This is a genomic window from Streptomyces sp. NPDC058678, from assembly GCF_042714835.1.
In the GTDB taxonomy this organism is placed as follows: domain Bacteria; phylum Actinomycetota; class Actinomycetes; order Streptomycetales; family Streptomycetaceae; genus Streptomyces.
Window position 1 is genome coordinate 19,890 of record NZ_JBHXSG010000008.1, and the last position, 25,163, is coordinate 45,052.

Annotated in this window: 20 protein-coding genes, 4 tRNA genes and 4 pseudogenes; 14 read left to right on the forward strand and 14 right to left on the reverse strand. The window is 68.4% G+C overall.

The window, feature by feature from the left end:
• Positions 1-879: ice-binding family protein (locus ACFWWR_RS10330; protein ID WP_384302784.1), on the reverse strand; the 879-nt coding region annotated here is incomplete at its 3' end.
• Between the two features lie 945 nt (positions 880-1,824).
• Here ACFWWR_RS10330 and ACFWWR_RS10335 point away from each other — a divergent pair.
• The 3 genes and pseudogenes from ACFWWR_RS10335 to ACFWWR_RS10345 all read left to right on the forward strand — a co-directional run.
• A pseudogene (locus ACFWWR_RS10335) lies at positions 1,825-1,905 on the forward strand (hypothetical protein); the annotation flags it as partial.
• A 199-nt stretch (positions 1,906-2,104) separates the two neighbouring features.
• A pseudogene (locus ACFWWR_RS10340) lies at positions 2,105-2,248 on the forward strand (helix-turn-helix domain-containing protein); the annotation flags it as partial.
• 181 nt (positions 2,249-2,429) lie between these two features.
• Positions 2,430-2,654 carry a hypothetical protein gene (locus tag ACFWWR_RS10345; RefSeq protein WP_383877021.1) on the forward strand — a complete coding sequence of 75 codons (225 nt, stop codon included), beginning with the start codon at positions 2,430-2,432 and terminating at the stop codon, positions 2,652-2,654.
• A gap of 7 nt (positions 2,655-2,661) precedes the next feature.
• Here the strand turns inward: ACFWWR_RS10345 and ACFWWR_RS10350 are convergent.
• Positions 2,662-2,734, reverse strand: a tRNA-Arg gene (locus ACFWWR_RS10350).
• 198 nt (positions 2,735-2,932) lie between these two features.
• Positions 2,933-3,023: transfer RNA gene (locus tag ACFWWR_RS10355), tRNA-Ser, on the reverse strand.
• A gap of 167 nt (positions 3,024-3,190) precedes the next feature.
• Here ACFWWR_RS10355 and ACFWWR_RS10360 point away from each other — a divergent pair.
• Complete coding sequence (locus tag ACFWWR_RS10360; RefSeq protein WP_384302786.1) at positions 3,191-3,676, forward strand: SSI family serine proteinase inhibitor; 486 nt, start codon at positions 3,191-3,193, stop codon at positions 3,674-3,676.
• A 306-nt stretch (positions 3,677-3,982) separates the two neighbouring features.
• Complete coding sequence (locus ACFWWR_RS10365) at positions 3,983-8,869, forward strand: PAS domain-containing protein (RefSeq protein WP_384302788.1); 4,887 nt, start codon at positions 3,983-3,985, stop codon at positions 8,867-8,869.
• 198 nt (positions 8,870-9,067) lie between these two features.
• Here the strand turns inward: ACFWWR_RS10365 and ACFWWR_RS10370 are convergent, their stop codons facing one another.
• The 5 genes from ACFWWR_RS10370 to ACFWWR_RS10390 form a co-directional block, all read right to left on the reverse strand.
• The gene (locus ACFWWR_RS10370; RefSeq protein WP_383877001.1) at positions 9,068-10,747 is read right to left on the reverse strand and encodes a long-chain fatty acid--CoA ligase; all 1,680 of its coding nucleotides are present in this window, start codon (positions 10,745-10,747) and stop codon (positions 9,068-9,070) included.
• A 122-nt stretch (positions 10,748-10,869) separates the two neighbouring features.
• A complete protein-coding gene (locus ACFWWR_RS10375) occupies positions 10,870-11,427 on the reverse strand; it encodes a SigE family RNA polymerase sigma factor (RefSeq protein WP_383877003.1) in 558 nt (185 codons plus the stop codon).
• A 167-nt stretch (positions 11,428-11,594) separates the two neighbouring features.
• Positions 11,595-12,761, reverse strand: coding sequence for a lipid-transfer protein (locus ACFWWR_RS10380; RefSeq protein WP_383877005.1), 1,167 nt, complete (start codon positions 12,759-12,761; stop codon positions 11,595-11,597).
• Positions 12,758-13,153 carry a MaoC/PaaZ C-terminal domain-containing protein gene (locus ACFWWR_RS10385; RefSeq protein ID WP_383877006.1) on the reverse strand — a complete coding sequence of 132 codons (396 nt, stop codon included), beginning with the start codon at positions 13,151-13,153 and terminating at the stop codon, positions 12,758-12,760. Before ACFWWR_RS10385 ends, ACFWWR_RS10380 begins: the two co-directional genes overlap by 4 nt.
• Positions 13,150-14,109, reverse strand: coding sequence for a bifunctional MaoC family dehydratase N-terminal/OB-fold nucleic acid binding domain-containing protein (locus ACFWWR_RS10390; RefSeq protein WP_384302790.1), 960 nt, complete (start codon positions 14,107-14,109; stop codon positions 13,150-13,152). The genes ACFWWR_RS10385 and ACFWWR_RS10390 overlap by 4 nt, the downstream gene beginning before the upstream one ends.
• A gap of 300 nt (positions 14,110-14,409) precedes the next feature.
• Between ACFWWR_RS10390 and ACFWWR_RS10395 the strand changes: the two genes are divergently transcribed.
• The 3 genes and pseudogenes from ACFWWR_RS10395 to ACFWWR_RS10405 all read left to right on the forward strand — a co-directional run bounded on the left by ACFWWR_RS10395 (position 14,410) and on the right by ACFWWR_RS10405 (position 16,364).
• Positions 14,410-15,276 (forward strand): bifunctional DNA primase/polymerase, encoded by an 867-nt coding sequence (locus ACFWWR_RS10395; protein ID WP_383877010.1) that lies wholly within the window; start codon positions 14,410-14,412, stop codon positions 15,274-15,276.
• Between the two features lie 95 nt (positions 15,277-15,371).
• Positions 15,372-15,803, forward strand: coding sequence for a hypothetical protein (locus ACFWWR_RS10400; protein ID WP_383877012.1), 432 nt, complete (start codon positions 15,372-15,374; stop codon positions 15,801-15,803).
• A 50-nt stretch (positions 15,804-15,853) separates the two neighbouring features.
• A pseudogene (locus ACFWWR_RS10405) lies at positions 15,854-16,364 on the forward strand (DinB family protein).
• Between the two features lie 54 nt (positions 16,365-16,418).
• Here ACFWWR_RS10405 and ACFWWR_RS10410 read toward each other — a convergent pair.
• Together ACFWWR_RS10410 and ACFWWR_RS10415 are read right to left on the reverse strand one after the other, a co-directional pair.
• Positions 16,419-16,512 (reverse strand) — tRNA-Ser (locus tag ACFWWR_RS10410).
• A gap of 662 nt (positions 16,513-17,174) precedes the next feature.
• Positions 17,175-17,354, reverse strand: a complete 180-nt coding sequence (locus tag ACFWWR_RS10415; protein ID WP_383877016.1) for a hypothetical protein — start codon at positions 17,352-17,354, stop codon at positions 17,175-17,177.
• 865 nt (positions 17,355-18,219) lie between these two features.
• On the opposite strand from ACFWWR_RS10415, the pseudogene ACFWWR_RS10420 reads away from it, so the two are divergent.
• Both ACFWWR_RS10420 and ACFWWR_RS10425 read left to right on the forward strand, forming a co-directional pair.
• Positions 18,220-18,548, forward strand: a pseudogene (locus tag ACFWWR_RS10420) (tyrosine-type recombinase/integrase); the annotation flags it as partial.
• Positions 18,549-18,884: 336 nt separating this feature from the next.
• Positions 18,885-19,142 carry an ice-binding family protein gene (locus ACFWWR_RS10425; RefSeq protein ID WP_383877023.1) on the forward strand — a complete coding sequence of 86 codons (258 nt, stop codon included), beginning with the start codon at positions 18,885-18,887 and terminating at the stop codon, positions 19,140-19,142.
• Positions 19,143-19,265: 123 nt separating this feature from the next.
• Here ACFWWR_RS10425 and ACFWWR_RS10430 read toward each other — a convergent pair.
• From ACFWWR_RS10430 to ACFWWR_RS10445, 4 genes are all read right to left on the reverse strand, one after another.
• Positions 19,266-19,362, reverse strand: a tRNA-Ser gene (locus tag ACFWWR_RS10430).
• A gap of 151 nt (positions 19,363-19,513) precedes the next feature.
• A complete protein-coding gene (locus ACFWWR_RS10435; RefSeq protein WP_384302792.1) occupies positions 19,514-20,665 on the reverse strand; it encodes a hypothetical protein in 1,152 nt (383 codons plus the stop codon).
• Between the two features lie 943 nt (positions 20,666-21,608).
• Complete coding sequence (locus tag ACFWWR_RS10440; RefSeq protein ID WP_384302794.1) at positions 21,609-22,178, reverse strand: GNAT family N-acetyltransferase; 570 nt, start codon at positions 22,176-22,178, stop codon at positions 21,609-21,611.
• Positions 22,175-22,942 (reverse strand): GntR family transcriptional regulator, encoded by a 768-nt coding sequence (locus tag ACFWWR_RS10445; protein WP_384302796.1) that lies wholly within the window; start codon positions 22,940-22,942, stop codon positions 22,175-22,177. Before ACFWWR_RS10445 ends, ACFWWR_RS10440 begins: the two co-directional genes overlap by 4 nt.
• 423 nt (positions 22,943-23,365) lie before the next feature.
• Between ACFWWR_RS10445 and ACFWWR_RS10450 the strand changes: the two genes are divergently transcribed.
• From ACFWWR_RS10450 to ACFWWR_RS10465, 4 genes are all read left to right on the forward strand, one after another.
• Positions 23,366-23,545, forward strand: coding sequence for a hypothetical protein (locus tag ACFWWR_RS10450; protein ID WP_384302798.1), 180 nt, complete (start codon positions 23,366-23,368; stop codon positions 23,543-23,545).
• A gap of 107 nt (positions 23,546-23,652) precedes the next feature.
• Positions 23,653-23,922 (forward strand): DUF6284 family protein, encoded by a 270-nt coding sequence (locus ACFWWR_RS10455; RefSeq protein ID WP_384302800.1) that lies wholly within the window; start codon positions 23,653-23,655, stop codon positions 23,920-23,922.
• Positions 23,919-24,785 carry a protein spdB gene (locus ACFWWR_RS10460; protein ID WP_384302802.1) on the forward strand — a complete coding sequence of 289 codons (867 nt, stop codon included), beginning with the start codon at positions 23,919-23,921 and terminating at the stop codon, positions 24,783-24,785. The genes ACFWWR_RS10455 and ACFWWR_RS10460 overlap by 4 nt, the downstream gene beginning before the upstream one ends.
• Positions 24,782-25,099, forward strand: coding sequence for a hypothetical protein (locus ACFWWR_RS10465; RefSeq protein ID WP_384302804.1), 318 nt, complete (start codon positions 24,782-24,784; stop codon positions 25,097-25,099). Before ACFWWR_RS10460 ends, ACFWWR_RS10465 begins: the two co-directional genes overlap by 4 nt.
• Positions 25,100-25,163: the final 64 nt, after the last annotated feature.

Genomic DNA, 25,163 nt, shown 5'->3' on the forward strand with positions numbered 1-25,163 from the left:
CGGAGTCGCCGTACCCGTCGGAGTCGCCGTACCCGTCGGAGTCGCCGTACCCGTCGGAGTCGCCGTACCCGTCGGAGTCGCCGTACCCGTCGGAGTCGCCGTACCCGTCGGAGCGGTCCCGCACTCACCCTGGAAGATCGTGTTGGAGTCCAGCGTCACGGCGCCGTTGCGGGCCAGCAGCCGGCCGTTGACGGTCGTATTCGTATTGGCAGTGATCGAGGTCAAGGCCAGGACGTTGCCCACGAACGTGGAGCCGGTACCGAGAGTGGCCGAACTCCCGATCTGCCAGTACACATTGCACGGGTTGGCGCCATTGGTGAAAAGGACCCGGCTGGCGGATGCCGTCGTCAGCGTCGAACCCACCTGGAACACCCAGACGGCATTGGGGTCGCCCTGGCCGTTCAGGGTGAGAGTGCCGGTGATCTGGGCGCTGACGGGCACCTTGTAGACGCCCGGAACCAGCGTCTGGCCACCGAGTTCCACGGGATCTCCGGTGTACGTCATGTCCGCTGCCTGCCCGGCGGCCTGGTTGTACGCCGTGGTCAGATCGTTCTGTGCCTGAAGAGCCACGGCATTGGCAACGTGGATGGTGCCGGGCGGCAGCACGGCGCCGGGCGGGAACCCCGTTACCGCCGTACCCGGACTCACCCCGACGTTGCGCTCGACCGTCGTCGGGCCGGTGTTGGTGACTGTCGAACCAGCCAGCACCCCGAAATCTGCTGCCGTACCCAGAGGTACAGCCGTGGCAACAGCACTTGCGCGTGTCGGTGACATCGCGATTGCGGCGGCGGCGATCACTGCGGTTACTACCGCCGCGATCCAAAGCGACAAGGTGCGCCGTGGCGCACCAAGGATATGCAACGTCATCGTGGTATCCAACTCCTGTGGTGGGTGCTGCCTGACTGACAGTCCTGACGGCGGCATATTATTCGCGAAAGGGATCGATTTACGGTTAATTCGAAAGCCTTCACTGGAATTGGCTAACCGGTCGCGCCAATGCATAAAAATGCCCAATGGGCCGAATGGCGCTGACTGATTTACTCCGGACCGGTGACTGCACAATGCCGCTCAAATCGCATTCACCCAGAGCGAGCCGTCACGGAGTAAAGCTCCTTCACGATCCAGGAATCCGCGAAGAGGACCTAGCGGCTACCCGTGCTTACTGGACGCGATCGGAGCGCGGTGAAATAACAGTCGGGTCATGCCTGATCCACTCCGAACGCGCTAATATTGGCTGTGGGTTGGTGCACGCTCACGTGCGACCGCCCGGAAGGGCGGCTCCGGCGCCTAGACGCCGGAGCCGTTGTCGCAGCCGTAGGCGCGGCACCCCGGGAAGCTCCAGCATTGCCCGCTCCGGCACCGCCCGCAGATAGGACTCGCAAGGCCGGGAGGCGGAGGGCTGCCCAGCCCGCGATGACGGCGCCCCCCGGCGAAGACCGCGGCCCCAAAACCACCTGTCTGGCGGGGCCTTCAGTGGTCCAACCAGCCCAAGGACCACCGTGGATTCACCCAGTCGCTGATTCATAGCGCGTCCTCGAACCACACGGGCAGTGCATCTCGGCCAACGGGCGGTCCTGAGCGCCGGTGGCGTGACGGAGTGAGCGACAGATCTAGACCAACCCTTGGGTGAATGTGTGTCTGGTGGACGTCCAGGCCACGTACGCGGCCCCGACGGCTTCCGCGATCTCTGCGCCGGCCGCGACGGAACCGGCCGAGCCGAACCCCTCACAGACCTCCCTGTGCAGCAGCACGCCCGACAGCTGATCCGCACCGCCTGGGCGCTCGGCCGCCTCCCCCCACCTCAAGCTCTGGAAGTGGGCCCACATGCTCGGCTTCCGCGGCCGGTTCTCCAGCAAGTCCCGCGCCTGCCCGACGACCCTCGGCGCACTCCGCGACGTACGCCGCGCCTGGCGCACCGCCCGAGCCGAAGCCACCCGCTCCCGGGCCGGCCTTCCCGTCGACGACGAACACCAGCCTCGCCACCGCCTCCTCGTGGGCCCACCTCAGCAGCGGTTACCGCCCCCGGCGAAGAACTCCTCGCCGCCCAAGTCCCCCACGACAGAGCCCACACCGAACGCCCCAAGCAAGAAGGGCTGCTGCCTTCATGACGACGGCCGTGCTCACCGTGGACCAGGTCGCCGAGCGTCTCGGCATCAGCCGGTGGAAGGTCCACGGCCTGATCCGCTCCCGCGAACTCGCCTCCTTCAAGATCGACCGCTACCGACGAATCAGCGAAGCCGCCGTGGACGCCTACGTGTCCCACCGCACCGAACAGGACTGGAAGGGAACGGGCCAGGGCCTGATCTTCACCGCCAGGTACGGAACGCCCATCGAGCCGCGCAATCTGAACCGCTCCTTCGGCCTCGTCCATCCGGGCCGGCGTCCGCGAGGTCCGCTCTCACGACCTGCAGCACACCTGCGCGTCGCTGCTGCGCGAACAGGGCGCCGACGTCCGCATGATCACGGAAGTCCTCGGCCACAGCTCGATTCGAGTGACCACGGACATCTACACCTTCGTCCGGCTCGACTCGCAGCACTCGGCGTTCGATCGCGTCGGGGATGCCCTAAGGGGTGACGTCGAGAACGGTTGCCGTCAAACACCGCCATCAAGGCAAAAGCCAGAGGCCCTGTGGATTGCTCCACAGGGCCTCTGATCTGCTGTGCACTCGGCAGGATTCGAACCTGCAACCTTCTGATCCGTAGTCAGATGCTCTATCCGTTAAGCTACGAGTGCTTGTTCTGTTTTCCCGCCGCTCCGGCCCTTCCGGCCCGCTCGCGGCGACAGGAAGAACATTACATGACAGCCGCCGCCATGTGAAATCCGTTTGCCATACCGCTTGTGACCTGCGAAAACGACCCTCAGAGCGGGGTCGGGAACGACTGGGGAACGACGAAGCCCCGGCCGTGTCGACCGGGGCTTCGTGATCAAGCGCGGAGGCGGAGGGATTTGAACCCTCGATGGGATTGAAGTCCCAAACCGCATTAGCAGTGCGGCGCCATAGACCGGACTAGGCGACGCCTCCAGCACAGCCGCCCGCGCGAGCGCGAGTGGTGCGTGCAGATGATGACACAGTCGAGCGTGGTGTCACCAATCGCCTCCACGGTACTAGGCGGGCGGCCCGCAGGGCAAAGCGCAATGCTGCGGTGGCGGGAATCGCAACGTCCCGGCGGCGACCGCGTTAGTCAGGTCATGTTGCAGGTCACCCGGCTCGGCCGGTTCGCGCGGTTCGCCCCTCTCCTCGTCGGCGTCGGCTCTGCCGTAGCCCTGTCCGCGGTGCCCGTTGCCGCCGCCTCCCCGTCCCTCGCGCCGCCGCCCGTCCGGGACGAGGACCGGGCCAGGGGCGGTGACCACCTCACCGTCACCGTGCGGAACGCGGGCGGTGCAGCGGACGGGACGTACGAGGTGGACTGTCATCCGGGCGGGGGAAGTCATCCCGACGCCGGCGGGGCGTGTGCCGTCGTCGAGCGGAACACACGGTGGGGGAAGGACGCCTTCGCCGCCGTCCCCGGGGACAGCGTCTGCACCATGCAGTACGGCGGGCCGGCCACCGCCCATGTCACCGGGACGTGGGCCGGGCGGCCCGTCGACGCGCGGTTCGACCGCAGCAACGGCTGTGAGATCGGGCGGTGGGACCGGCTCGTGCCGCTGCTGCCCAAGGTCGGCCGACATGCATAGGGGACGACTCAGGGGTGGGAGTGGGGTGGACGTAGGGCAGGCACGGGGGAGGCGGAAAGAGGTGGTCGCGTCGGGGCGCAGCCGGTTCATGGCGGATGCCCCGACTCCGGAAAGCTGCGCCTCGGCGGGACGCCTGGTCGCGGATGGGGTCACACGTTCTACGTCACTTCGTCGTGCGACCTCCCTCTCATCCGGCGTCGCGAGCGCAACCACTGCCCTTAGACTCCCTCGCGTGACACGTCGCGGGCCGGTTGGCAAGATGGCCCGAGCGGTCGGCAAGGTGCGGTAACAGGGAGGAAGCGTCTCGTGAGCAGCAGGCCATCCCGAGGCGCTGCTCGCCTCGCAGCCATACTCGATGCGCTTCCCGATGCGTTGGTGCTGGTCAACGCCAATGGGACCGTGGTCAACGCGAACACGATCGCGCTCGAGGCATTCGAGGCGCCGGGAACCGCCCTGGTCGGGCGCGGGCTGCTCGACCTGCTCCCGCAGTTCGACTCCAAACTCATCCCCGGGTCCATGCGACGGCCCGACCACATGGATCCGCGGGGCCGGACCAAGCCGACCCGGATGATCGCCCGGCGGACCGACGGGACCGAGTTCCCGGTCGAGGTCACCAGCGCGAATTTGGAGAACGGCCAGCAGGCCTACGACAGCTCCGGCTACGGCGGCGACGAGCTGCTGATGCTCGTCGTACGGGACTTGACCGGAACCGTGGACACCGAGGCCGAGTTGGCCCGGTCGCAGCGGCAGACCGAGATGATCCTGCGGGCCGCGTCCGAGGGCGTCGTGGGGACGGACACCGACGGGCGGATCGTGCTCGTCAACCCGGCCGCCGCTCAGATACTGGGATACAGGGCCAGTGACCTCGGCGGACGTGAGCTGCACGATCTCGTGCTCCACTCCCGGGCCGACGGCACGCCCTTCCCGTACGAGGAGTCCCCGCTCGCCGACACCCTGCGCTCCGGGCGCAAGCACCGGGTGCGCGGGCAGGTGGTGTGGTCGAAGAAGGGCGAGAAGCTCCCGGTCGACCTGACGACCGCGCCGGTCCGCGACGGCGACCAGCTCGTCGGCGCCGTGCTGACCTTCACCGACCGTCGGCCGTACGACGCTCTCGCCGAGGAGAAGGCCGCCGCCGACAAGCGGCACGCGGAGGAGCTGGAGCGACTTTCCGAGGAACACGCCTCCGAGCTCACCGCGCTCCGCCAGAAGCACGTGAGTGAACTGGAGGAGCTCCAGGAGCAGCACGACGAGGACCTCGCCGCCGGCGAGGAGCGGTACGCCGCGCTCGGGGAGCGCGAGAAGGACCGGTACGAAGCCCTCGCCGGACGCCATGACCAACTCCTCACCCTGCTCGCACGCTCGCTGCGCGGGCCCCTCGACGAGCTGCGCCGCGAACTGGCCGCGCTGGCCGCCGACGACGCCGGGCAGCTGTGGCCCGAGGCCAACCAGGTCCTCCATCACCTGTCCGCCGGCTATTCGCGGATCACGACGCTCATCGACAACGTCCTCGGGTACCAGCGGCTCGACACCGGGACGGCCGGCATCACGCGTACGAACGTGATGCTCGACGCCGTCGTCGCGGCCGGTGTCGACGGGGCCGTGGAGCTCATCGGGCCCGGCCGCGTGCAGTTCGCCGTGCACGCGCCGCCCATCGAGGCCGAGGTCGACGCCCAGTTGCTCGCCACGGCCCTCGCGCACCTCGTCGCGGACGTCGCCGGCGTCGACGCCACCGGCAACTCGCCCGTCTCGGCGGGCGGTTACATGGACAACACGGTCGTCGTCGCGGCGGCGCAGCGCGGTGAGGTCGTGCGGATCGAGGTGCGCGGGCCGTACGCCGGGGGAGACCCGGTCCACGAGCCGATCGTGCGCGGGATCGTGCGTGCCCACGGGGGCGTGCTGCAGACGCACGAGGTGCCGGGCATGAGCGGCAGTGCGTACGTCCTCGAAGTGCCGCTCGGCGGCGGGGCGGGGGCCGTCACGGCCCCGGGCCCGGCCGCGCTGGAGGCGGCCCCCGCGGAGGCCGTGCTGCCCGAGCAGGCCACCGGCGGGCGACGGCGGGCCCGGCGGGCCACGACGGACGCCTTCCTGGACATCGAGGCACCCGGCGACGCCGACGGTGCCGGCTCCGAGGCGGAGGCCTCGGCGCCGACCGGGCGGCGCAGGCGGCGGGCGGCGAGTGCGCCCGCGCAGGAGATCGCGCCGGTTCCGGCCCAGACTTCGGACGACGCCGGAGAAGGTTCCGGCGGGGGTACGGGGCGGCGGCGGGGGCGGCCTGCCGAGGGTGCGGGTGGTGCGAGCGCGGGTGCGGGTGCGGGTGCGGGTGCACCGGCCGGTGCGGTCGAGGGGGTCGCTGCGGGTCCGGGTGCGGGCGCAGGCGCGCTCGGAGGTTCGGTCGCCGGTGTCGCCGAGGGGGCCGTCGTCATGGCCTCCGAGCATGCCTCCGGAACTGCGGCCGTCGGAACCGGGCTGGGCGGGACCGTGCCGCCGCAGGGCGTGCCCGCGCCCGGTGGCCGGGGTGCCCGGAGCGACGGTGGCGAACAGCACGCGTTGCCACCCGCCTTGCCTGCGTTGGCCTCCGGCGGAGCGGCGCAGGGCTCGGCCGGCGAGGGTGCCGAAGTTGCCGTAGACGTCGAGAACGCCGGGCAGCCGACCGGACGGCGCCGGCGTGCGCTGGCCGCCGCGTCGGAGCGGGCCGCCGCGCAGGAGGCGGGGCCCCGCGCGGTGTTCGCCCTGCCGCCCGCGGACTCGGACCGGGCGTCCGAGGGTGCGGAGGCCGCGGGGGCGGTTGCGGGTCAGGTTGCGGGGGCGGTTCCGGGTCAGGACCCGGGGCAGGTTGTGGGGGCGGTTCCGGGTCAGGCTCCGGTCGCTCCGGTCGCTCCGGTCGCTCCGGTCGCTCCGGTCGCAGCGGTCGCAGCGGTCGCTGGGCACGTTCCCGGACAGGTTCAGGTTCCGGGCCAGGTCGGTCCCGGTGACGCCCTCGTCGACGAGGGTCGGCACGATGCCGTACCGCACAGCCAGGCCGACGACCACACCCCACCACAGCCGCATCCCACGAGCGCGCCGACGGGGCGTCGTCGCCGTGCTGTCGGCCAGCGCGCGGAGGGGGAGCCGACCGAGGTTCCGGGAGCAACCGGGGCACCCGCTCAGGACGTTCCGGCGCAGGGTGTGCCTGGGCAGGCAGCGCCCGGTCGGGGAGTACCCGGGCAGGCTGTGCCCGGACAGGGAGTACCTGGGCAGGGAGTACCCGGGCAGGAGATTCCGGCCCAGGGAGCGCCTGTGCCGGCCGTCGGCGTGCCCCAAGCCCGCGTTGCCGAGTCCGGCACGGTCGGTCAGGGCGGTGCGGTCGCTCACGGCGGTGCGGCGGGGCAGCAGGTGCAGCCCGGCCAACCGGGTCAGCCTGTGCAGCAGCCGGGTCAGGCCGTGCAGCCAGATCAGCTGATGCAGCCCGCGCAACTCGGCGTCCCCGTTCAGCCTGGTGTCCCCGTACACCCCGGCGCCCCCGTCCCCGCGCAAGGCACCGCCCCCGGCGCTCAGGCAGGCCCCGGCCAGCCGGCACCCGGGCAACCCGCCCAGGCAGCTCCAGCCCAAGCTGCTCCCGGCCACCCCGTGCCGGGCCAGGCCGGGTCGGCGCCTGCCGTGTCCCCCGCCCCGGGCCAGCCCCTCCCGGCCGAGGCACCCCCTGGTCAGGCCCTCCCGCCCCAGGGAACTCCTGTCCAAGGCACCCCCGCCCAGAGCGCCACTGCCCAAGGCACCGCCCCGGGCACCCCCGGCACCCCGCCGCAAGGCACCCCCGCCCCCCAGCCATGGCCCACCGCCGACGACACGACCGGCGCCGCCGCACCCGTACCTCCCACCCCGGCAGCCCCACAGAACCCGCAAGCCGCGCAGGTCCCGCAACCCCCGCAGCCCCACCCCGGCACCCCCCTCGCCCCGGAGAACGGGAGCAACGGGAGCAACGGGGCCACCACCACCGCATCCCACCCCCGTGCCGCCCAACCGCTCCCCGCCGAGGCCGCCTCCGCGCCCGTGGACCCGAACTCCACGCAGGGGCGGGCGATCAGTGTGCGGACGTTGGGGCAGGGTGTGCCGTTCAATCGGCAGGCGGTGCAGGTGCAGCAGCCCTCGGCGGTCGGACCGCTGCCGTCGGCCACGCCTCCCCCGAACCAGCCGGGCGGTTCCGGCAGGCGCCGCAAGCTCGGTACGCGGCCCGACCCCGCCGCCGCGGCGGCCCCCGAGCAGACGGCCCGCCCGCACCCGTCGAACGAGCAGCCCGCCGTACAGCCGCAAGCGCAGTCCCAGCCGTCGCTCGCCGGGCAGTCGCGACTGGTGGGGGCGACCGAGGGCACCGGGCGGTCGTACGCCATAGGAGCGCCCGACGAGAACGCCGCCGAGGGCCCCGAGCCGCTGGACGGTCCTGGTGGGGCCGTCGAGATCGCGAACACGCCGCGCCCGCAGCCGATGGACGACGAGTTGCCGCCGGAGCCGCTCGACAATCCGCGACGGCTGCTGGTGTGGCCCGCGCCCGACGTCACGACCCAGCAGGCGCTGAGCGACCGTGGGTACCGGCCGGTCATCGTGCACTCGCGCGAGGAGGTCGACGCGCAGATCGCGGCGTTCCCCGCCGCGCTGTTCGTCGACCCGCTGACCGGGCCGATCACCCGGACCGCGCTGCAGTCGCTGCGGCAGGCCGCCGTTGCCGCGGAGGTGCCGGTGCTTGTGACGGCCGGGCTCGGGCAGGCCTCGCGCGAGGCGGCGTACGGCGCCGATCCCGCCGTGCTGCTCAAGGCGCTCGCGCCGCGTGACACCGAACAGCATCCGCCGCGCGTGCTGTTGATCGAGGAGCACGCTGAGATCGCGCTCGCGCTGACCGCGACGCTGGAGCGGCGCGGGATGCAGGTGGCTCGGGCCGCGAGTGATGCGGATGCGGTGACGCTGGCCGGGCAGCTCAGGCCGAATCTCGTGGTGATGGACCTGATGCAGGTTCATCGGCGGCGGGCCGGAATCGTGGACTGGCTGCGCGCGAACGGGCAGCTCAACCGCACTCCGCTCGTCGTCTACACGGCCGCCGTCGACCAGGCGGACCTGCCGCGGCTGGCGTCGGGGGAGACCGTCCTCTTCCTTGCCGAGCGGTCCACCAGCAGCGAAGTGCAGGCACGGATCGTGGATCTGCTGGCCCGGATCGGGACCAACTAGCCGGCCTCCCTCAGAGGGCGGCGCGCAGGCTGATCGCGCCCGCCCCAGGGACTCGGTTCGTGCCTGCACCCGCGTACGAGGTGTCTTGCGCGTGTGCCGGGCAGGAGCCGCGGGCCCCGCCCGGCGCACGCATGGGTTCGCCGGGCAAGGACCGTGAGCTCCGCCCGGCGCCGCATGTGTTCGCCGGACGGATGTGGGTCAGAGCCGCGTGACGTCCAGCTCGCCCTCCGCGTACTGCCTGCGCAGCACCTTCTTGTCGAACTTGCCGACGCTCGTCTTCGGCACCGCCTCGACGATCGACCAGCGCTCCGGGAGCTGCCACTTGGCGATGTGGCCCTCGTCGGCGAGGAAGGCGCGCAGGGTCTCGAAGTCGGCGGTGGAGCCCTCCTTGAGGACGACCGTGGCCAGCGGGCGCTCGCCCCACTTGTCGTCGGGGACGGCGACGACGGCGGCCTCCGCGACGTCCGGGTGGGACATCAGCGCGTTCTCCAGCTCCACCGAGGAGATCCACTCACCACCGGACTTGATGACGTCCTTGGCGCGGTCGGTGAGGGTGAGGAAGCCGTCCGCGCTGATGGTGCCGACGTCACCGGTCTTGAGCCAGCCGTCCTCGCTGAACTTGTCGGCGGGGCACAGCGGTTCGGCGTCGGGGCCGTTGTAGTAGGCGCCGGCGATCCAGGCGCCTCGCACCTCCAGCTCGCCGGCCGACTCGCCGTCCCAGGGGAGGCGTTCGCCGCCGGGGCCGGTGAGGCGGGCCTCGACGCCCGCCGGGAAACGGCCCTGGGTCAGGCGGTACGCGAACTCCTTCTCCGTGCCCACCGCATGGGCCGGCGGCCGGGCGACGGTGCCGAGCGGGGACGTCTCCGTCATGCCCCAGGCGTGGCAGACCCGCATGCCCAGCTTGTCGAACGCCTCCATCAGGGAGGGCGGGCACGCCGAGCCGCCGATGGTGACCTGGGTGAGGGAGGAGACGTCACGCGGCTTGGCGGTCAGTTCGGCGAGCAGACCCTGCCAGATGGTGGGTACGGCGGCCGCGTGCGTCGGCTTCTGGGACTCGATCATCTCGGCGAGCGGAACCGGCTGGAGGAAGCGGTCCGGCATCAGCATGTTCACGCCGGTCATGAAGGTCGCGTGCGGCAGACCCCAGGCGTTGACGTGGAACTGCGGGACCACGACGAGCGAGGTGTCCTCGTCCGTCAGGCCCATCGACTGGGCCATGTTGACCTGCATGGAGTGCAGATAGATGGAACGGTGGCTGTACACCACACCCTTGGGGTCACCCGTGGTGCCGGAGGTGTAACACATCGCGGCGGCCTGGCGTTCGTCCAGCTCCGGCCAGTCGTACGTGGTCGGCTTCCCGGCGATGAGCTCCTCGTACTCGTGTACCTGGACCGCGCCGGCGTCCGCGAGCAGCGAACGGTCGCCCGGACCCGACACCACCACGTGCTCCACCGTCTTGAGGTGCGGCAGGAGCGGGGCGAGCAGCGGCAGCAGCGAACCGTTGGCGATCACGACCCGGTCGGCCGCGTGGTTCACGATCCACACCAACTGCTCGGGAGGGAGACGGAGGTTGAGGGTGTGCAGGACCGCGCCCATGGAGGGGATCGCGAAGTAGGCCTCGACGTGCTCGGCGTTGTTCCAGGCAAGCGTCGCCACCCGCTCGTCGCCCGCGACTCCGAGGTCCTCCCGCAGCGCGTGTGCCAACTGGGCCGCACGGTCGCCGATCTCGGCGAAGGAGCGCCGGTGCGGCTCACCCTCGCCGGTCCATGTGATCACCTGTGATGTGCCGTGGATCGTCGACCCGTGGGTCAGGATCCTCGAGATCAGCAGCGGTACGTCCTGCATCGTGCTCAGCACGGTGTCCTCCTGGGGCGACATTGCCTAGGCGGTGGTAAGGGCTGCGCAAAGTCTGCGCGCATACCGCGCGGTATGTCACTAGGAAGGCGTGATCGATCAGGTCACGTTGCGGTCGACGTGTGAAGGACGGTACCGGTCCGGCGCTACCGGACCAGCACCAGCTCGGGGTCCTCGCGCAGCTTGCCCAGCGCCCGGGACACGGCCGACTTCACCGTGCCCACGGAAACCTCCAGCACCTCGGCCGTCTGGACCTCGCTGAGGTCCTCGTAGTACCTGAGGACGACCATCGCCCGCTGCCGGGCGGGCAGCTTCATGATCGCCCGCCACATGGCGTCGTGCAGCGCCTGCTGCTCGGCCGGGTCGTCACCGGCGGGAGCCGCCTCCGGCTCGGGCAACTCCTCGCACACGAACTCGTCGACCTTGCGCTTGCGCCACTGCGACGTCCGCGTGTTCAGCAGCGCCCGGCGCACATAGCCGTCCAGGGCACGGTGGTCCTCGATCCGCTCCCAGGCGACATACGTCTTGGTCAGTGCGGTCTGCAGCAGATCCTCCGCATCGCTCGGGTTCGCCGTGAGCGACCGGGCGGTACGCAGCAGCACCGGCTGGCGGGCCTTCACGTACGACGAGAACGAGGGGTACGGAAGGGTCTGCGTCGCCGGCGTGGCGGCCTTCGAAGCGCTGGTGCAGACGGGTGTGGTCATGGCTCCACGCTATGAGCGAGCACGCCTCCGGCTCATCGGCCGCAGGTCCCGAAGACGAGTCCGCCTCAGGTTGTAGGGGTGGTGCCGACTGCACCTCCTGAAGGTGGACGAGCGGGCCCGGCCTACTGCGGGTTTACCCCTGGGGGTGCACGCCTGCCCGTGCCGGTTCATCCGTCGGCGGTAAGCACCAGACCCGAGGTCGGCACCCCCGTCCCCGCTGTCACCAGGATCCGCTCGGCGCCCGGTATCTGGTTCGCCGCCGTGCCGCGCAGCTGCCGTACTCCCTCCGCTATGCCGTTCATACCGTGCAGGTACGCCTCCCCGAGCTGTCCACCATGGGTGTTGAGGGGTAGCTCGGCCCGGTGCACGAAGTCCGCCCCCTCCCCCTTTGCGCAGAACCCGAACTCCTCCAGCTGCATCAGCACGAACGGTGTGAAGTGGTCGTACAGGATCCCCACGTCGATGTCGGCGGGGGTGCATCCGGCGGTCCGCCAGAGCTGTCGGGCCACCACGCCCATCTCCGGCAGACCGGTCAGGTCGTCGCGGTAGAAGCTGGTCATCTGCTCCTGCGCCCGGCCCGCGCCCTGGGCGGCCGCCGCGACGACGGCGGGCGCCTGGGGCAGGTCGCGGGCCCGCTCCGCCGAGGTGACGACGAATGCCTGGCCGCCGTCGGTCTCCTGGCAGCAGTCCAGCAGGCGCAGGGGTTCGACGATCCAGCGGGAGGCCGCGTGGTCGGCGAGGGTGATGGGCCGGCCGTGGAAGTACGCCGCCGGGTTGGTCGCCGCGTGTCCGCGGTCCATGACGGCCACGTGGCCGAAGGCCTCCGGGGTCAGGCCGTACGTGTGCAGATACCGCTGTGCCGCCATCGCCACCCACGACGCCGGGGTGAGCAGTCCGAAGGGGAGGGACCAGCCGAGCGCGACTCCCTCGGCCGACGGCTCCCGGTGCTGCACGCCCGAGCCGAATCTCCGCCCCGACCGCTCGTTGAAGGCCCGGTAGCAGACCACGACCTCTGCCACGCCCGCGGCGATGGCGAGTGCCGCCTGCTGGACGGTCGCGCAGGCCGCGCCGCCGCCGTAGTGGACGCGGGAGAAGAAGGACAGCTCGCCCATCCCGCACGCCTGGGCCACGGTGATCTCCGGGCTGGTGTCCATCGTGAACGTGACCATCCCGTCCACGTCGGCCGGCCGCAGCCCGGCGTCGTCGAGTGCCGCCCGCACGGCCTCCGCTGCGAGGCTCAGCTCGCTGCGTCCCGAGTCCTTGGAGAACTCCGTCGCCCCGATGCCGACGATCGCCGCCCGTCCGCCGAGGGTGTCGCGGGTACGTACGCTCATCCCGCCTCCCCCGCCGGGACGGTGACCGTCACGGTGCCGGTCACGTGTCTGCCGATGGCGTTGGTTCCGACCACATGGACGGTCGCGGTGTCGGCGGCCACGTCCTCGATCGTGCCCGTCAACACCATCGTGTCCCCGGGGTAGTTGGGGGCGCCGAGTCTGATGGCCACCCTGCGGAGTGTGGCCCGTGGGCCGAAGTGGTCCGTGATGTACCTCCCCACCAGGCCGTTCGTCGTCAGGATGTTCATGAAGATGTCGGGGGAGCCTTTCTGACGGGCCAGTTCGGCGTCGTGGTGGACGTCCTGGTAGTCCCGCGAGGCGATGGCTCCGGCGACGACGAGGGTGCGGGTGATCGGGATCCGGAGCGGTGGGAGTTCGTCACCGGGTTTCATGAGGCCTCCTCCCGGGCGCGGAAGACGGGCAGCACCAACTCCTCGTCGCACTGCTGGAATTCGAGCCGGACCGGCTGACCGATCCGCACTTCGTCGTGCGGCGTTCCGACCACGTTGCTGATCATCCGGACGCCTTCCGCCAGCTCTATCAGGGCGACGGCGTAGGGAGGGTCGAAGGCGGGGAAGGGCGGGTGGTGCAGGACCACGTACGAAAAGACCGTCCCCTCGCCGCTCGCTTCGAGCGTGTCCCAGGCCGGGCAGCCGCAGCTGTTGCAGCCGGGCAGCCAGGGGTGGCGCAGGGTGCCGCAGCCGGTGCAGCGCTGGATCAGCAGCCGGTGCTGCCGGACGCCCTCCCAGAAGCCGGAGTTGTCGCGGTTGACGACGGGACGGGGGCGGCGCGGCGGTTTCTCCCGGCGGCTTGCCGGGGCGTACTTGAGGATGCGGAAGCGGTGGGTGCCGGCCAGGTCCTCGCCCACTTTGACGTCCATGCGGGTCGTCACGAAGTACCCGGTGCCGAGCTTGGTCGTCTTGCGCTCCGACACCGACTCGATCACCGCGTCGAACGTGATCTCGTCGCCGGGCCGCAGCGCTCTCACGTAGTCCTGCTCGCAGTCGGTGGCGACGACCGAGGTGCAGCCCGCCTCGTCGAGAAGGGCGAGGAGTTCGTCGTACGCCTCGGTCCTGCCGATGTGGCCGCTGTGGCCGGAGAGGCCGCCCATGGTCCACACCTGGAGCGTGGTGGGCGGTGCGATGGCGTCCGGGCCCGCATACGCCGGGTTGGTGTCCCCCATCGCCTCGCACCAGTGCCGGATCATGGGCGCGTTGACGGGGTCCTTGCCGGCGCCGGCGACCGCGGAGGGCCGCCCCTCATAGGCTTTCAGTCGTTTCTCCAGGTCGTCTCCCTTGTCCCCAAGGGTCCCCGGGTCATCGCTCGCCCCCTGCTCGCTGTGCACCATCGCCCCCTCGTCATCTCGTGCCGCAATGCGTTGACACTTCTGGTACACCGCTGCCGCCGGGCAGGTTCCCACTGATTTCGCGAAGATTTCTGACTGTCCGTCAGATAAGACTGGGTGTCAAGGTCGACGGCCCGCAGGCGAAAGCCCCCACACAGCACCCCGTGCACGGGAGGGCCGGAGAGCCGATGCCGGGAGCCGCGGCCCCCTCGCACCACCACCATTTCCAGCCATTCCACCCCCCTCGGCGCGCCGGACCAGCCCCCTCTTCCCTTTTTCGAACACACGTACGAAAATAGATCCATGGCCACCACCGACCGGCAGGCCACGACGCTGGCCCTCGCGCACGCCCTGTCAGCCGCCGAACGCGGACTGGCCGTCATTCCCCTGTCCCGGACGAAGCTCCCGGCCCTGCGCTCCCCCCACCACGACGACCCCACGGCCACGCCCTGCCACGGCGAGTGCGGCCGCCTCGGCCACGGGGTCTACGACGCCGCCACCGACCCCGCGCGCATCCGCGAACTGTTCGCCGCCGCGCCCTGGGCGACCGGCTACGGCATCGCGTGCGGCCTCCCGCCCCACCACCTGATCGGCGTGGACCTCGACATCAAGTCCGACACCGACTCCTCGGCCGCCCTGCGTGAACTGGCCCTGCGCCACCTGTTCACGATCCCCGACACCGTCGTCGTCCTCACGCCCAGCGGCGGCCGTCACCTCTGGCTGAGCGGCCCGCCCGACGTCGTCGTCCCCAACTCGGCCGGCCGGCTCGCCCCCGGCATCGACATCCGAGGCGCCGGCGGCTACCTCGTCGGCCCCGGCTCCCGCACCGACCACGGCGCGTACGCCACCGCCCCCGGCACCGCCCACCTCGCCCCCGCGGCCTGCCCGCCCGCGCTGCTCCGCCTCCTGCTCCCGCCGCCCCGCAGCCAGCACCCCACGCCCCCGTCGACCGGCGGGCACGGCCAGGGCCTCGTCCAGTTCGTTCTCGCCGCCCACGAGGGCCAGCGCAACACCCGCCTGTTCTGGGCGGCCTGCCGCGCCTATGAGGACGGCATCGGCCCCGCCCTCGTCGACCCGTTGGTCGACGCGGCCCTGAACACCGGCCTCAGCGAACGCGAGGCCCGAGCGACGATCGCGTCGGCGGCACGGATGACGGGGCACCGGCCGTGAGGACACGGCCGCACGAGTGACCAGCGAGATCCTCAGTGCCATGAGGAAGCGAAATTCCCGGGAGCACGATGCACGACCACCCTAAAGTGCCGACCATGTCCCTGACACGCGTGGTCCTCACCTCCGGCCGCTCGCTCGACCTCTCCGAGCTGCGGCTGTCCTCCACGTACGGCGGGATGCTGGAGGGCTATCCCTGCAAGCCGCTCAACGAGATGAGGATCAAGGGCCTTCTGCGGGCCGCCGAGCACACGTTCCCCACCACGCCCGTACACCTCGTCCCGCCCCCGCGCGAGTACCCCGACCAGTACGCCGGAGGCTTCGGGCCGGTGGAGGTCCTGCCGTCCGTGGCGTGCGTCGGCTCCTTCCGCTCCGCGTCCCTGCACCCGGAGCACGACCCGATCCTGTACCGCTCCGCGCTTACGGTCGTCTGGTTCCAGCCCACGACACACGTGCCGTCGGGCTGCGACGCGGAGGCCGCGCTGCGGGACATCGCCTGGGACGAGCTGGCGCGGGACTACGAGCTGTAGCCCCGGAAATCCCGTTTCTCGCCGGGCCACCGGTGTGCCAGTGTCACCCGGTGACCGTTTCCCAATCCGACCTGCTGCGCCGCCAGTTCGACCTCACCTGGTCGCTGTTCGAATACCATCTCGACCGGCTCGAACCCGAGGACTTCCTGTGGGAACCGGCGCCCCACTGCTGGACGGTACGCCGGACCCCCGACGGCACCTGGCTGCCGGACTGGGCGGACACCGAGCCCGACCCGGTCCCCGTGCCGACCATCGCCTGGCTGAGCTGGCAGGTGGGGCGTCACCCTCGATCACGTGGAGGGCCGCCCGCCGCGCGCCCGAACCGACGTCGCCTGGCCCGGCGCCGGAAAACCCACGGTCGAATGGCTCCGCGACCTCCGCAGCGCCTGGCTGACCGCCCTGACCCGCCTCACCGACAAGGACCTGTCCGCCACAGCCCCCTTCCCCTGGCAGGACGACCCCGAGCACACGATCGCCGACATGCTCGCCTGGGCGAACACCGAGCTGATGAAGAACGCGGCGGAGATCGGGCAGTTGCGCTTGCTGCGGGCGGCTTCGTAGGCAGCGCGTCACGCGCGAAGGGGCACCCCGGATCGGGGCGCCCCTTCGTACCTGCGCGGTGGGTGTGGGATTTGAACCCACGGTGACATCGCTGCCACGACGGTTTTCAAGACCTTTCGACGATCAACGGCGCCGAGGTATCCACCGCAGGTCAGACGGGTGCGAGCGCCCCCGCCGAGCCGTCGTCATCGTCGTCGTGCCCGCTACGTACCCCACGGCCCCACGGTCGAGACCGTGCCCGTTGAACCAGGAGACCGACGCTTCGGCCACCTGATCATCACGGAGGGCCTAGCAGTTGCCGCACTTACCTGGGCGAGAACCTGATCGCGACCGGAGCGCGGCTGTCAGGGACAACTCCGAGCCGCGCCAAGCGGGATGCTGCTGTTGGTGGGTCGGAGCACTCTCACGTGCGACAGAACGGAAAGGGCGGCCCTCCGTCTAGACGGAGGGCCGTTGGCGCAGCCGTCGGCGCGGCATCACGGAAGGCTCCAGCACCGCAGACTCCGGCACCGCCCGCAAATAGGGCTCGCGAGACTGGAAGGCGGAGGGCTGCCCAGCCTCGATGACGGCGACCCAGGCGAAGATCGCGCTCCAGAGCCACCCGTTTGGCGGGTCCTTCAGTCATCCAACCAGCCAGAGGACCACTGTGCAGATCCCCCAGTTGCTGATTTAGAACCTTCTCGATTCACACGGGCAGAGCATCCCGGCCAGCGGGTGGTCCTGAGCGCCGGTGGGCGGGATGGAGCCAAGCTGCGGTACAGCAGGTTCATTACTGGGGGTGCCCCCGACGAAGTCGAGGGCACCGACCTGTCATTCCTGGTTCAGAAGCTTGATGGTGGGGTTGCCCAGAACGTTAGCGTTGTGCAGAGCGCTGGCGTTGTCCGCTTTGATGGGAACCAGACCGAGGAGATTATCGTCGGCGCTTGCCGGAGAGCCGAGGACAGCGACAAGAGCCGCTGATCCGATCAGCACGCTAGCGATTCGATGCATTTTTTTCTGTCTCCTTGATGTGGGTGGACGCCGATTGACCCGGCGCAGGCTTGGCAGTCTCATGCTTCCCCTGTCGAGGCGGATTTATATGACTATCACCCGAGTGCTCCGAGTGGCATCGTGCGGCCCGACGACCGAAAGGAGGAGAATTCCCGTGCCTGGCCCGCCTAGGACCGCTGCGAAGCTCGAGAAGCTTCGCAGTGACTCCTCGAAGAAGAAGCTGAACGAAGCGATCCTGAGCCTGTGACGGCGGCTCCCGCCCTCGCCGGCTGACGTCGAGGGCGACGGGCTAGCGCTAGCCGAGTGGAACCGTGTTGTTCCCGAGCACTGTCGGCTCGGTCGCGCAACGGTCATAAGACGGTACGAGGAGCCATATGCCGATGCGTCTGTATGCGATCACGCGACTATGCGCGTTGTCTCAGCACCTGGAGCCTCTGTGCCCTCTCATGACCGATGCAAATAGAGCTACGGATCAGAAGGTGACGAGGGAGGTGATGCGGGGGCCGTTCGACAGTCCGGAGTCACGGCTGCGTCACTCAGACGGCGTCCCTCCCACTGGTGCGGGAGGGACGCCTGGGAGAGGTACACCAAGGGAGAAAGATTGGTGCATTTTAATAATACTTTCCACCGGATCGGGTAGATTATGCCGGTCGCCGTTCGCTGAGCCTCGAATGGAGGAGCACTGGCGCCGGACGTTGAGAACGGAACCGGCCCCTCGCCTGTGAAAGGCACCAAAAGGCGCCTGTGATCGTCGACGCGTGACGGCCTCGTCAAGTGGATCGGCCGTTCTTGGCCATTGGGGAGGCGAAGCAACGCCGTATTGCTGCGCTGCTTGCCAGCAGCCAGCACCGGCGCACCACGCAGGACGCCCAAGTCTCATCAGAAGGCGCTCTTGCGCATCGCGCCGTCGCTTGCGAAGCGGTTTTGGAAGCACGTGGAGACCTTGCCCGGCGGGGGTGACGCTGCTCTTCACCACGCCTGCGGGCAAGCCCTTGCGCTACGACCAGTGGCGCAAGGCGTACTTCGATCAGGCGGTGTCGGCGGCCGGTCGGACCGACGTGACCCCCGCACGATCTCCGCGCCTCGCACGGTACTTGGGTCGCCGACCGGTACGGCGTGATGACGGCCGCTCATCGGCTCGGCCACTCGAATGCGAGCGTGACCACGCGCTATTACGCTCGACCGGTCGCCGGTCTTCACGAATTCCGAGATCGTGAAGAAGCTTTTCCCCGTGACGGCCCGCCCTGGCGCCCGTTTGGAGTAAACCAGCCAACACCACCCGGCCCATTACACATCTCTATGCATTGGCGTGATTGGTTGGTTAATTCTGGCGAAGGCTCTCGAATCAACCGTGAATCGATCCCGTCCTCGAATAATATGCCACCGTCAGAACCGTCAGTCAGACACCACCCACTCGCAGGAGCTGAGCCCCCCGATGACTCTGAATATCCCGGGTGTGCACCACGGCGCACCTTGTCGCTTTGGATCGCGGCGGTAGTAACCGCGGTGATCGCCGCTGCCGTAATCGCGATGTCACCGACACGCGCAAGTGCCGTTGCCACGCCTGTGCCTGCGGGTACGGCAGCAGATTTCGGAGTACTGGCTGGTTCGACAGTCACCAACACCGGCCCGACGACTGTCGAGCGTAACGTCGGGGTGAGTCCGGGTGCGGCAGTCGTGGGGTTCCCGCCCGGCGCCGTGCTGCCGCCCGGCACTATCCACGCTGCTGACGCCGTCGCTTCCCAGGCTCAGAACGATCTGACCACGGCGTACAACGTCTACGAGTAGCCGAAGGGCCGTGCCCCTGCCGTGCCGATCGCCCGGTAACCGGCGGGGAACCACGGGCGTTGACGGGCAGCGCACATGAGATCGGCCCCTGATCGATTCGCCTGGTCAGGGGCCGTTCACGTGCGGTGGGTGTGGGATTTGAACCCACGGTGACATCGCTGCCACGACGGTTTTCAAGACCGCAGCGGATCGATTAGTCAGGCCGCCTCTGACCTGCACCTTTTCCAATGGCGCGCGTTCTCCCTGTGGCCCTCTGGCCAGAGGATGGCCAAAGGAAGGCGTGGTGGCTCCTCCCCGGCTCGCAACTTAAGGCCTCCGCGAGGCACGCTGCCCCCACACCCCGGCCACTATCGCCTCCGTGTAGTGCCGCTCTACGAGGTGGTCTTTCGTGTCCGCGCTATCACCTGATCAACCACCCTGTCAGCCTCACCATCACTTCCTGCTTCTCGGAGCATGTTGGCGTACAGGAGCCCTGACCCGACGTTCCCACTTCCGTCAGCCCAGCAGGTTCTCAGAATCTCCAAAGCTTCACCTGTTTTTTCCTGCGCAGAGAGAATCTTTGCTAGGTCCCGATTATCCCTATCATTACGATCAGTTATTGACCTTAGCAGTGTTTCAGATTCCGCCAATTTACCTTGTAGCGCCATTGCGTTAGCAGTCAGAGACTTAACATGCCGTTCGCTCGAAATGGGTGACGTGGTAGCGACCGATTCAGCCAGTGCAAATTCCGACCGCTTGAGGAGAGACGACAAATATGAGTGCAAGAAGTCGGCATCATTGGGCTTCATTCTAGAAGCAAGCTCATAGTAATTGTGAGCTTCGCGATTTTCCTTGATGGCCTCCAAATAGGACGCCAGGAACCAAGCGTATTCCGCATTATTGGGATCCCTCCGAAGAGCGTTCCGTTCATGCCGGGCCGACTCAGTAAAATCCTCGTAATGCTCGTCGAAAAATCTCGCTACACGATGCGCCGCTGGCGCCGATTGCATATCGAGGCCACGACACTTTTCAACCACTTGGGAGATTTTTTCGTATTCTTGAAGGTCTTCGAGAATACTGAGGTAGGGATCCATAAGCATTGATGCCCACCGTTCTCCAATTTCCTCCGCTAGGTAGGCTGCAGCAGCATTAGCTCCCCTGTCCTTCAAGAGTCGCAAGGACATCTCATAGCGGGCGGCATCCTCCGCGCTGACGTAGTATCCGAGCGCATCTTCCATTCTGAAGCGTTTCGAGTCTTCTCCCGCAGTCGCTACAGTACGCCCCTCCATGGTTTCGCGAGCCTGCGATCGAGCGGCTTTCCATAAGGGATGGAAATCGTCGGAGTCTCCACCGAGCGCCTCAACAATCAGCTCCAATGCGCCCCAGCGAGGGGTCCGTTTCCCCGACAAAGCCTGATGGACCGTGCTGTGGCTGACCACGCCGCCCGTGCGACCTGCGACCGTGCGCATAGATGGCTCGCCAGCATGCAGGTGGAGGTCGCGCAACCTCGCCGCCAACCGGTGTGCCGCATTTGCATCAACCACGACATTTGCCTCCTTTTGGATGTAACGTTTCGTAAGACGTTACAACAGCGATGGTTCGCCTGGTGGCGTCTTGTAAAGATCCATAATGCTTCGTCGATATATGTAATCGTTACAATTTCGCGCCCCATCCTGAATGCATGAGCAAATCAGGGCGTCGACCCAAAAATCGACCGTCAATTCCGACAAGCAACTTCCATCGATGGCTAATTAAGCTTCAACTGGCAACGGCAGCACTAACGCTCATCGGCCTCCTCCTGGAGCTGGTAACTCGCCTCTTGGTGGTCTTCCAGCTTCTCTGAGTCCATTTCCATGAATCGGTAGGGGCTCCGCCGCGTATGGCGGAGCCCCTACCGATTTAGTGACGACAAGTCCAGCCTTACCCGGCTCTTCCGACACAAGCCGACACCTGCTGTAAGCGCCCTTTGGTCAGGGGAAAGTCGCTCCTGAGACCATGCGGGGGGACGCATGGATGACGATCACGCTTCTCGCCGCCCCCGGATCGCGCTGCCAGTGCTGAGGGCCACAACTTCACTTGCGAGCGAGAAGTAGCCCAAACATGTTGCAGAGCAGGGCCACTCCTCCAGTCGCTACCGTGATCGGCTGCGTGAGAGACGGGTGCTCATAGGTGACGTACGCGAGACCTGCTCCTGTGAGAAGCAGGGTCACAGCCGCGAGGAGTACGAGCACAGCATTCGGCGCCTGAGGGCCCGTGAACATGGAGGTTTCCTTCGATGGGGCGTGCGATGCACGCGGCGGAAGTAGCCAGGAGTCGCGGCAAGGTTCGCCGCCTCACTGCTGCCTAATGCTTTGCGGGGGCGCCGCCCGAAAGCCTTGACCACCAACGAGGATGCCAGCAGAAAATGCGAAATCAATCGGTTACAAGCTGCGGAAACCCGCACTGCGGAAACCCGCAGATGATCATGAGTACTCGCGGCCCGACCGCTCAAGCAGCGAAGGGGAGCCGCTCGGGAGTCGGGGTGTGATCCGTAAAGCCGTGGTCCGCCGGCATCGCCGCGCGTTGCGCCAACCATCCGGAGACTCTTGGTCCGCCATTCACTGCGACCCCTTCACGAACGGTGCGGACGTGCGTGAACCCTTGGTTCAGGTAGTACCGCTGGAGTCCTTCGTTCGTCGTCCACGCGTCCAGCCGGACCCATCGAGCGCCCGCACGGTGCGCACGGTCACTGGCCCAATCGAGCAGTCGTCCGCCGAGGTTCTGTCCGGCGTACTCGCGGGCGACCGTGAGCTTATTTACGAACATCGACGGTTCGGCCAACTCATCGTCAGTCCACAGATTCTCTTCGGCCTGAGGGGTCAGGGTGATGGTGGCGGCTGTCGTGTGTCCGTCGCGCAACATGAAGACAGTGCCAGCCTCAATCGTGGCCAGCAGCTTGTCAGCGGGATACGGCCGACTCCACTGGTCCGACCCCATGTCCCGCAACCAAGCTGCCGCCTCTTGACGAAAGACGAGCAGCTTGGTCACGTCGTGCGGTTCTGCCGGAGTGATGATCACGTGTTCTCGCCCCGGGCGGACAGTTCGCCGATCTCGTAGTTCATGCGGTTCAGGTCCCCTCGGAACGTCGTGATGGTGCACCGGATCGGACGGTCTGCGGAGTAGCCGGTACGCGTCCAGAGCATCACGGGCACTCCAGCTCCGATCTCCAGAAGCCGGGCTTCCTCCGGCGTGGGCATCCGGGCGGCGATCTCATCGAAGTACCCCACCTGCTCGATTCCTCGCGATGCGAGATAGCGGGTCGTGCCCTCCTCGATGTCTCCCGGCTCAGCCAGTCTCGGTGATGCATCGACCAGCCACGACGGATAGTAGGTCGCCTGTGTGGACCACGGAACGTCGTCCACATAGCGATGACAGAACCGCAATACAGCCGTCGTACCTGCGGAGACCTTGAGTCGCTCAGCGACATCATCCGGAGCCGGGAGCATCTCCACGCGGAACCTCTGGTGAGGCCGGCGCCCAGCGTTCGTCACGTCGGTGCTGTAGGCATCGCCGTTCTGCGGGAACTCCAGGTTTTCGAAGCGGGACGCGTTCAGCTCGAAGACCTCGTGCTTGGCGACGTCATATCCAAGCCCTTGGCTCGACGTGATGAGTCCCTGCGTGACCAGCAGCGAGAGACCTGAACGCACAGTGTTCCGCGACGCGTCGAAGCGGGCTGAAAGCTCACTCTCGGACGGCAGCCGAGACCCTGGCGGATAGGTGCCGTTGTCGATCTCACGGCGCAGGGCGTCGGCCAACTGCCGGTACTTCGGCTGCTTGCTCATGCTCCCATCATGGACCACTCGCGCAACTTGTTGGTACATGCGGACTCCAAACGCTTGACGACTCACCCTCCGTGGGTGCAGCATCACTGCATCAGCTTGTACCAACAAGCTGAGCAGGTGGTGCAACACCATCGAGTGTGCCCGCCTGTACTGACAGTGCTCGGTGAGTACCCGTGAAGACGGGAGCCCCTGATCAGAGGGCTACCAGGCTCATCGGAGCGGCCGTTCTTTGACAACTGAATGGGGATCACGCCGCCTCTCCTCGGCCAAGTAGGCGGCTACGCGGGACTCCCGCGTGACGTACAGCGCAAGCACAACCCTCCGTAGCTCAGCGCTGCGGCCGGTTGCCTCCGCTGCTCGTCTCGTACGAGCAGCGCTGAGGGGAGCCGGAACAGGCCGGACCTGAAACCGAGGGAGAACCTCGTGCAGAAGTACAGCTTCACCGCCGAAGAGCTCGCCGACGCCCTGGCTCCTGGGGAGATCACGAGCGCGAGCGGCACGTTGAGCGCATCCTCGCCGCAGGCCGCCAAGAAGGCGGTCGAGCGCAGCTTGCGCAGCAGGGGATACGAGCCGACCGGCAACATCACGATCACCCCGAAGTAGGCCTACCTGCCTGCCCCACCTACACCCGATGAACGGCGCGCGGCCCCGGAGGTGCAACTCCGGGGCCGCTGTTCGGGCCGTCCACCCTGTGAGAGGAACACGACCCAATGAGTCCCATCGTCACTGTTCAGGACGCTGTTACCGCGTTCGCCGACTTCATGGAGCCGACGGACGCTGAGTTGGACGCCATCGACCTGGAGATGCCGCTGATCCTGGCGGACGTCGACCTGTTGGACGCGCAGATCGTCACCCTTGACCACGCGCCGAACGAGGTGGACGCCCGCCGTATCCGCCGCGCCCGCCGCAAGGTGCTCGCCGAACGGCGCGCCCTGGTCAACCGCACCATCGACGTCATCACGGCGGGCGGTGCCGGATGAACGCCAAGACTGTGCTTCCCGCCGTCGCGATGACGGCGGTGTCCATGGTGCTCACCCTGGCCGTGGTCGTGATGTGGCTGGGCACGGCGATGCCGTGGCCGATCGCCCTGGTCGTCGGTCTCGGGATCGACGGCGGTTGGCTGGCCACCCTTGCCTACGAGCGGCGCCTTGCCGCGCAGGGTGACCACAGCCCCGCAGTCACGTCCGTGGGCTGGACGTTCGGTCTGGCCGCTACCGGAGTGCTGGTCGCGCACGCCCTGATGAGCGAGGCGAACACGGGCGCGTGGCTGGCTGTGGCGTGGCTGCCGATCGCGGCTAAGGCCCTGTGGCTGGTCCATGGGCTGTGGGAGCGCACCGCCCTCACGCCCCGGGCAATGGACGTCATCCGGGGCATTCAGCAGGAGGCCCGGGATGAGGCGGCCGTGGCCCGTGCCCGGCTGCGGTCGGAAGCGAGCACGGAGGAGACCCGGCTGACGGCCGTGACGCAGGCCGGTGCCCGCGTCGCACGTGTCCAGGCCAAGACCGCCGCCACCCTCGCCGGGGCGTGGTCGACGCTGGAGGCGGCGCGGCAGGGCGAGGACACCGGCAGGGCGCTGACCAGCGTGACGAGGGGCGTCACACCCGACGTCACACCCCGCTGGGAACTCCCCGTCTGGGGCCCGACTGAGACGGTCGCCGCACTCCCGTGGGAGGCCGCGCCCGCGCTCACGGATGAGGAGCTTGACGTGCTGGTCGACGAGATCCGGCACAGCGAGTCGCCCGCCCTGTCGTATCGCGAGATGGCGGTGCGCTTCCGGGCGGCCGGCCACTCCGCATCAGAGGTCCGCCTCCGGGCCGCGTGGAAGCGAGTGGAGGCCGCATGAGCAACTCCGACCTGCGCCGACTGGACCGGGCGATTCAGCAGACGGCCAAGAAGCTGGACGCGGTGCGTCGGGGTGAGTGGTGGCCGCTGAACGGCTCGGAGCGCCGCGCCATGGCCCGCGCCCTGGCTGGCGGTTCCTACCGCGTCGCCCGAGGCCGCAGCGCGGGCCGTGCCGAGGAGCAGATGGACTCCACCGGCTCCGCCGCCGAGATGCGGCTGAACGCGGAGCTGACCGCCCTGCACGGCGAGCGTCAGCGCCTGATCACCGAGGCCGCCCGCGCCAAGGCCAAGAAGAAGTCGTCCGGCTGGTTCTGACCAGCCAACCCCCCTCACGCCGGGGTGGCCGCTCTTTCCACGGACCCGGTCACCCCGGCACTCC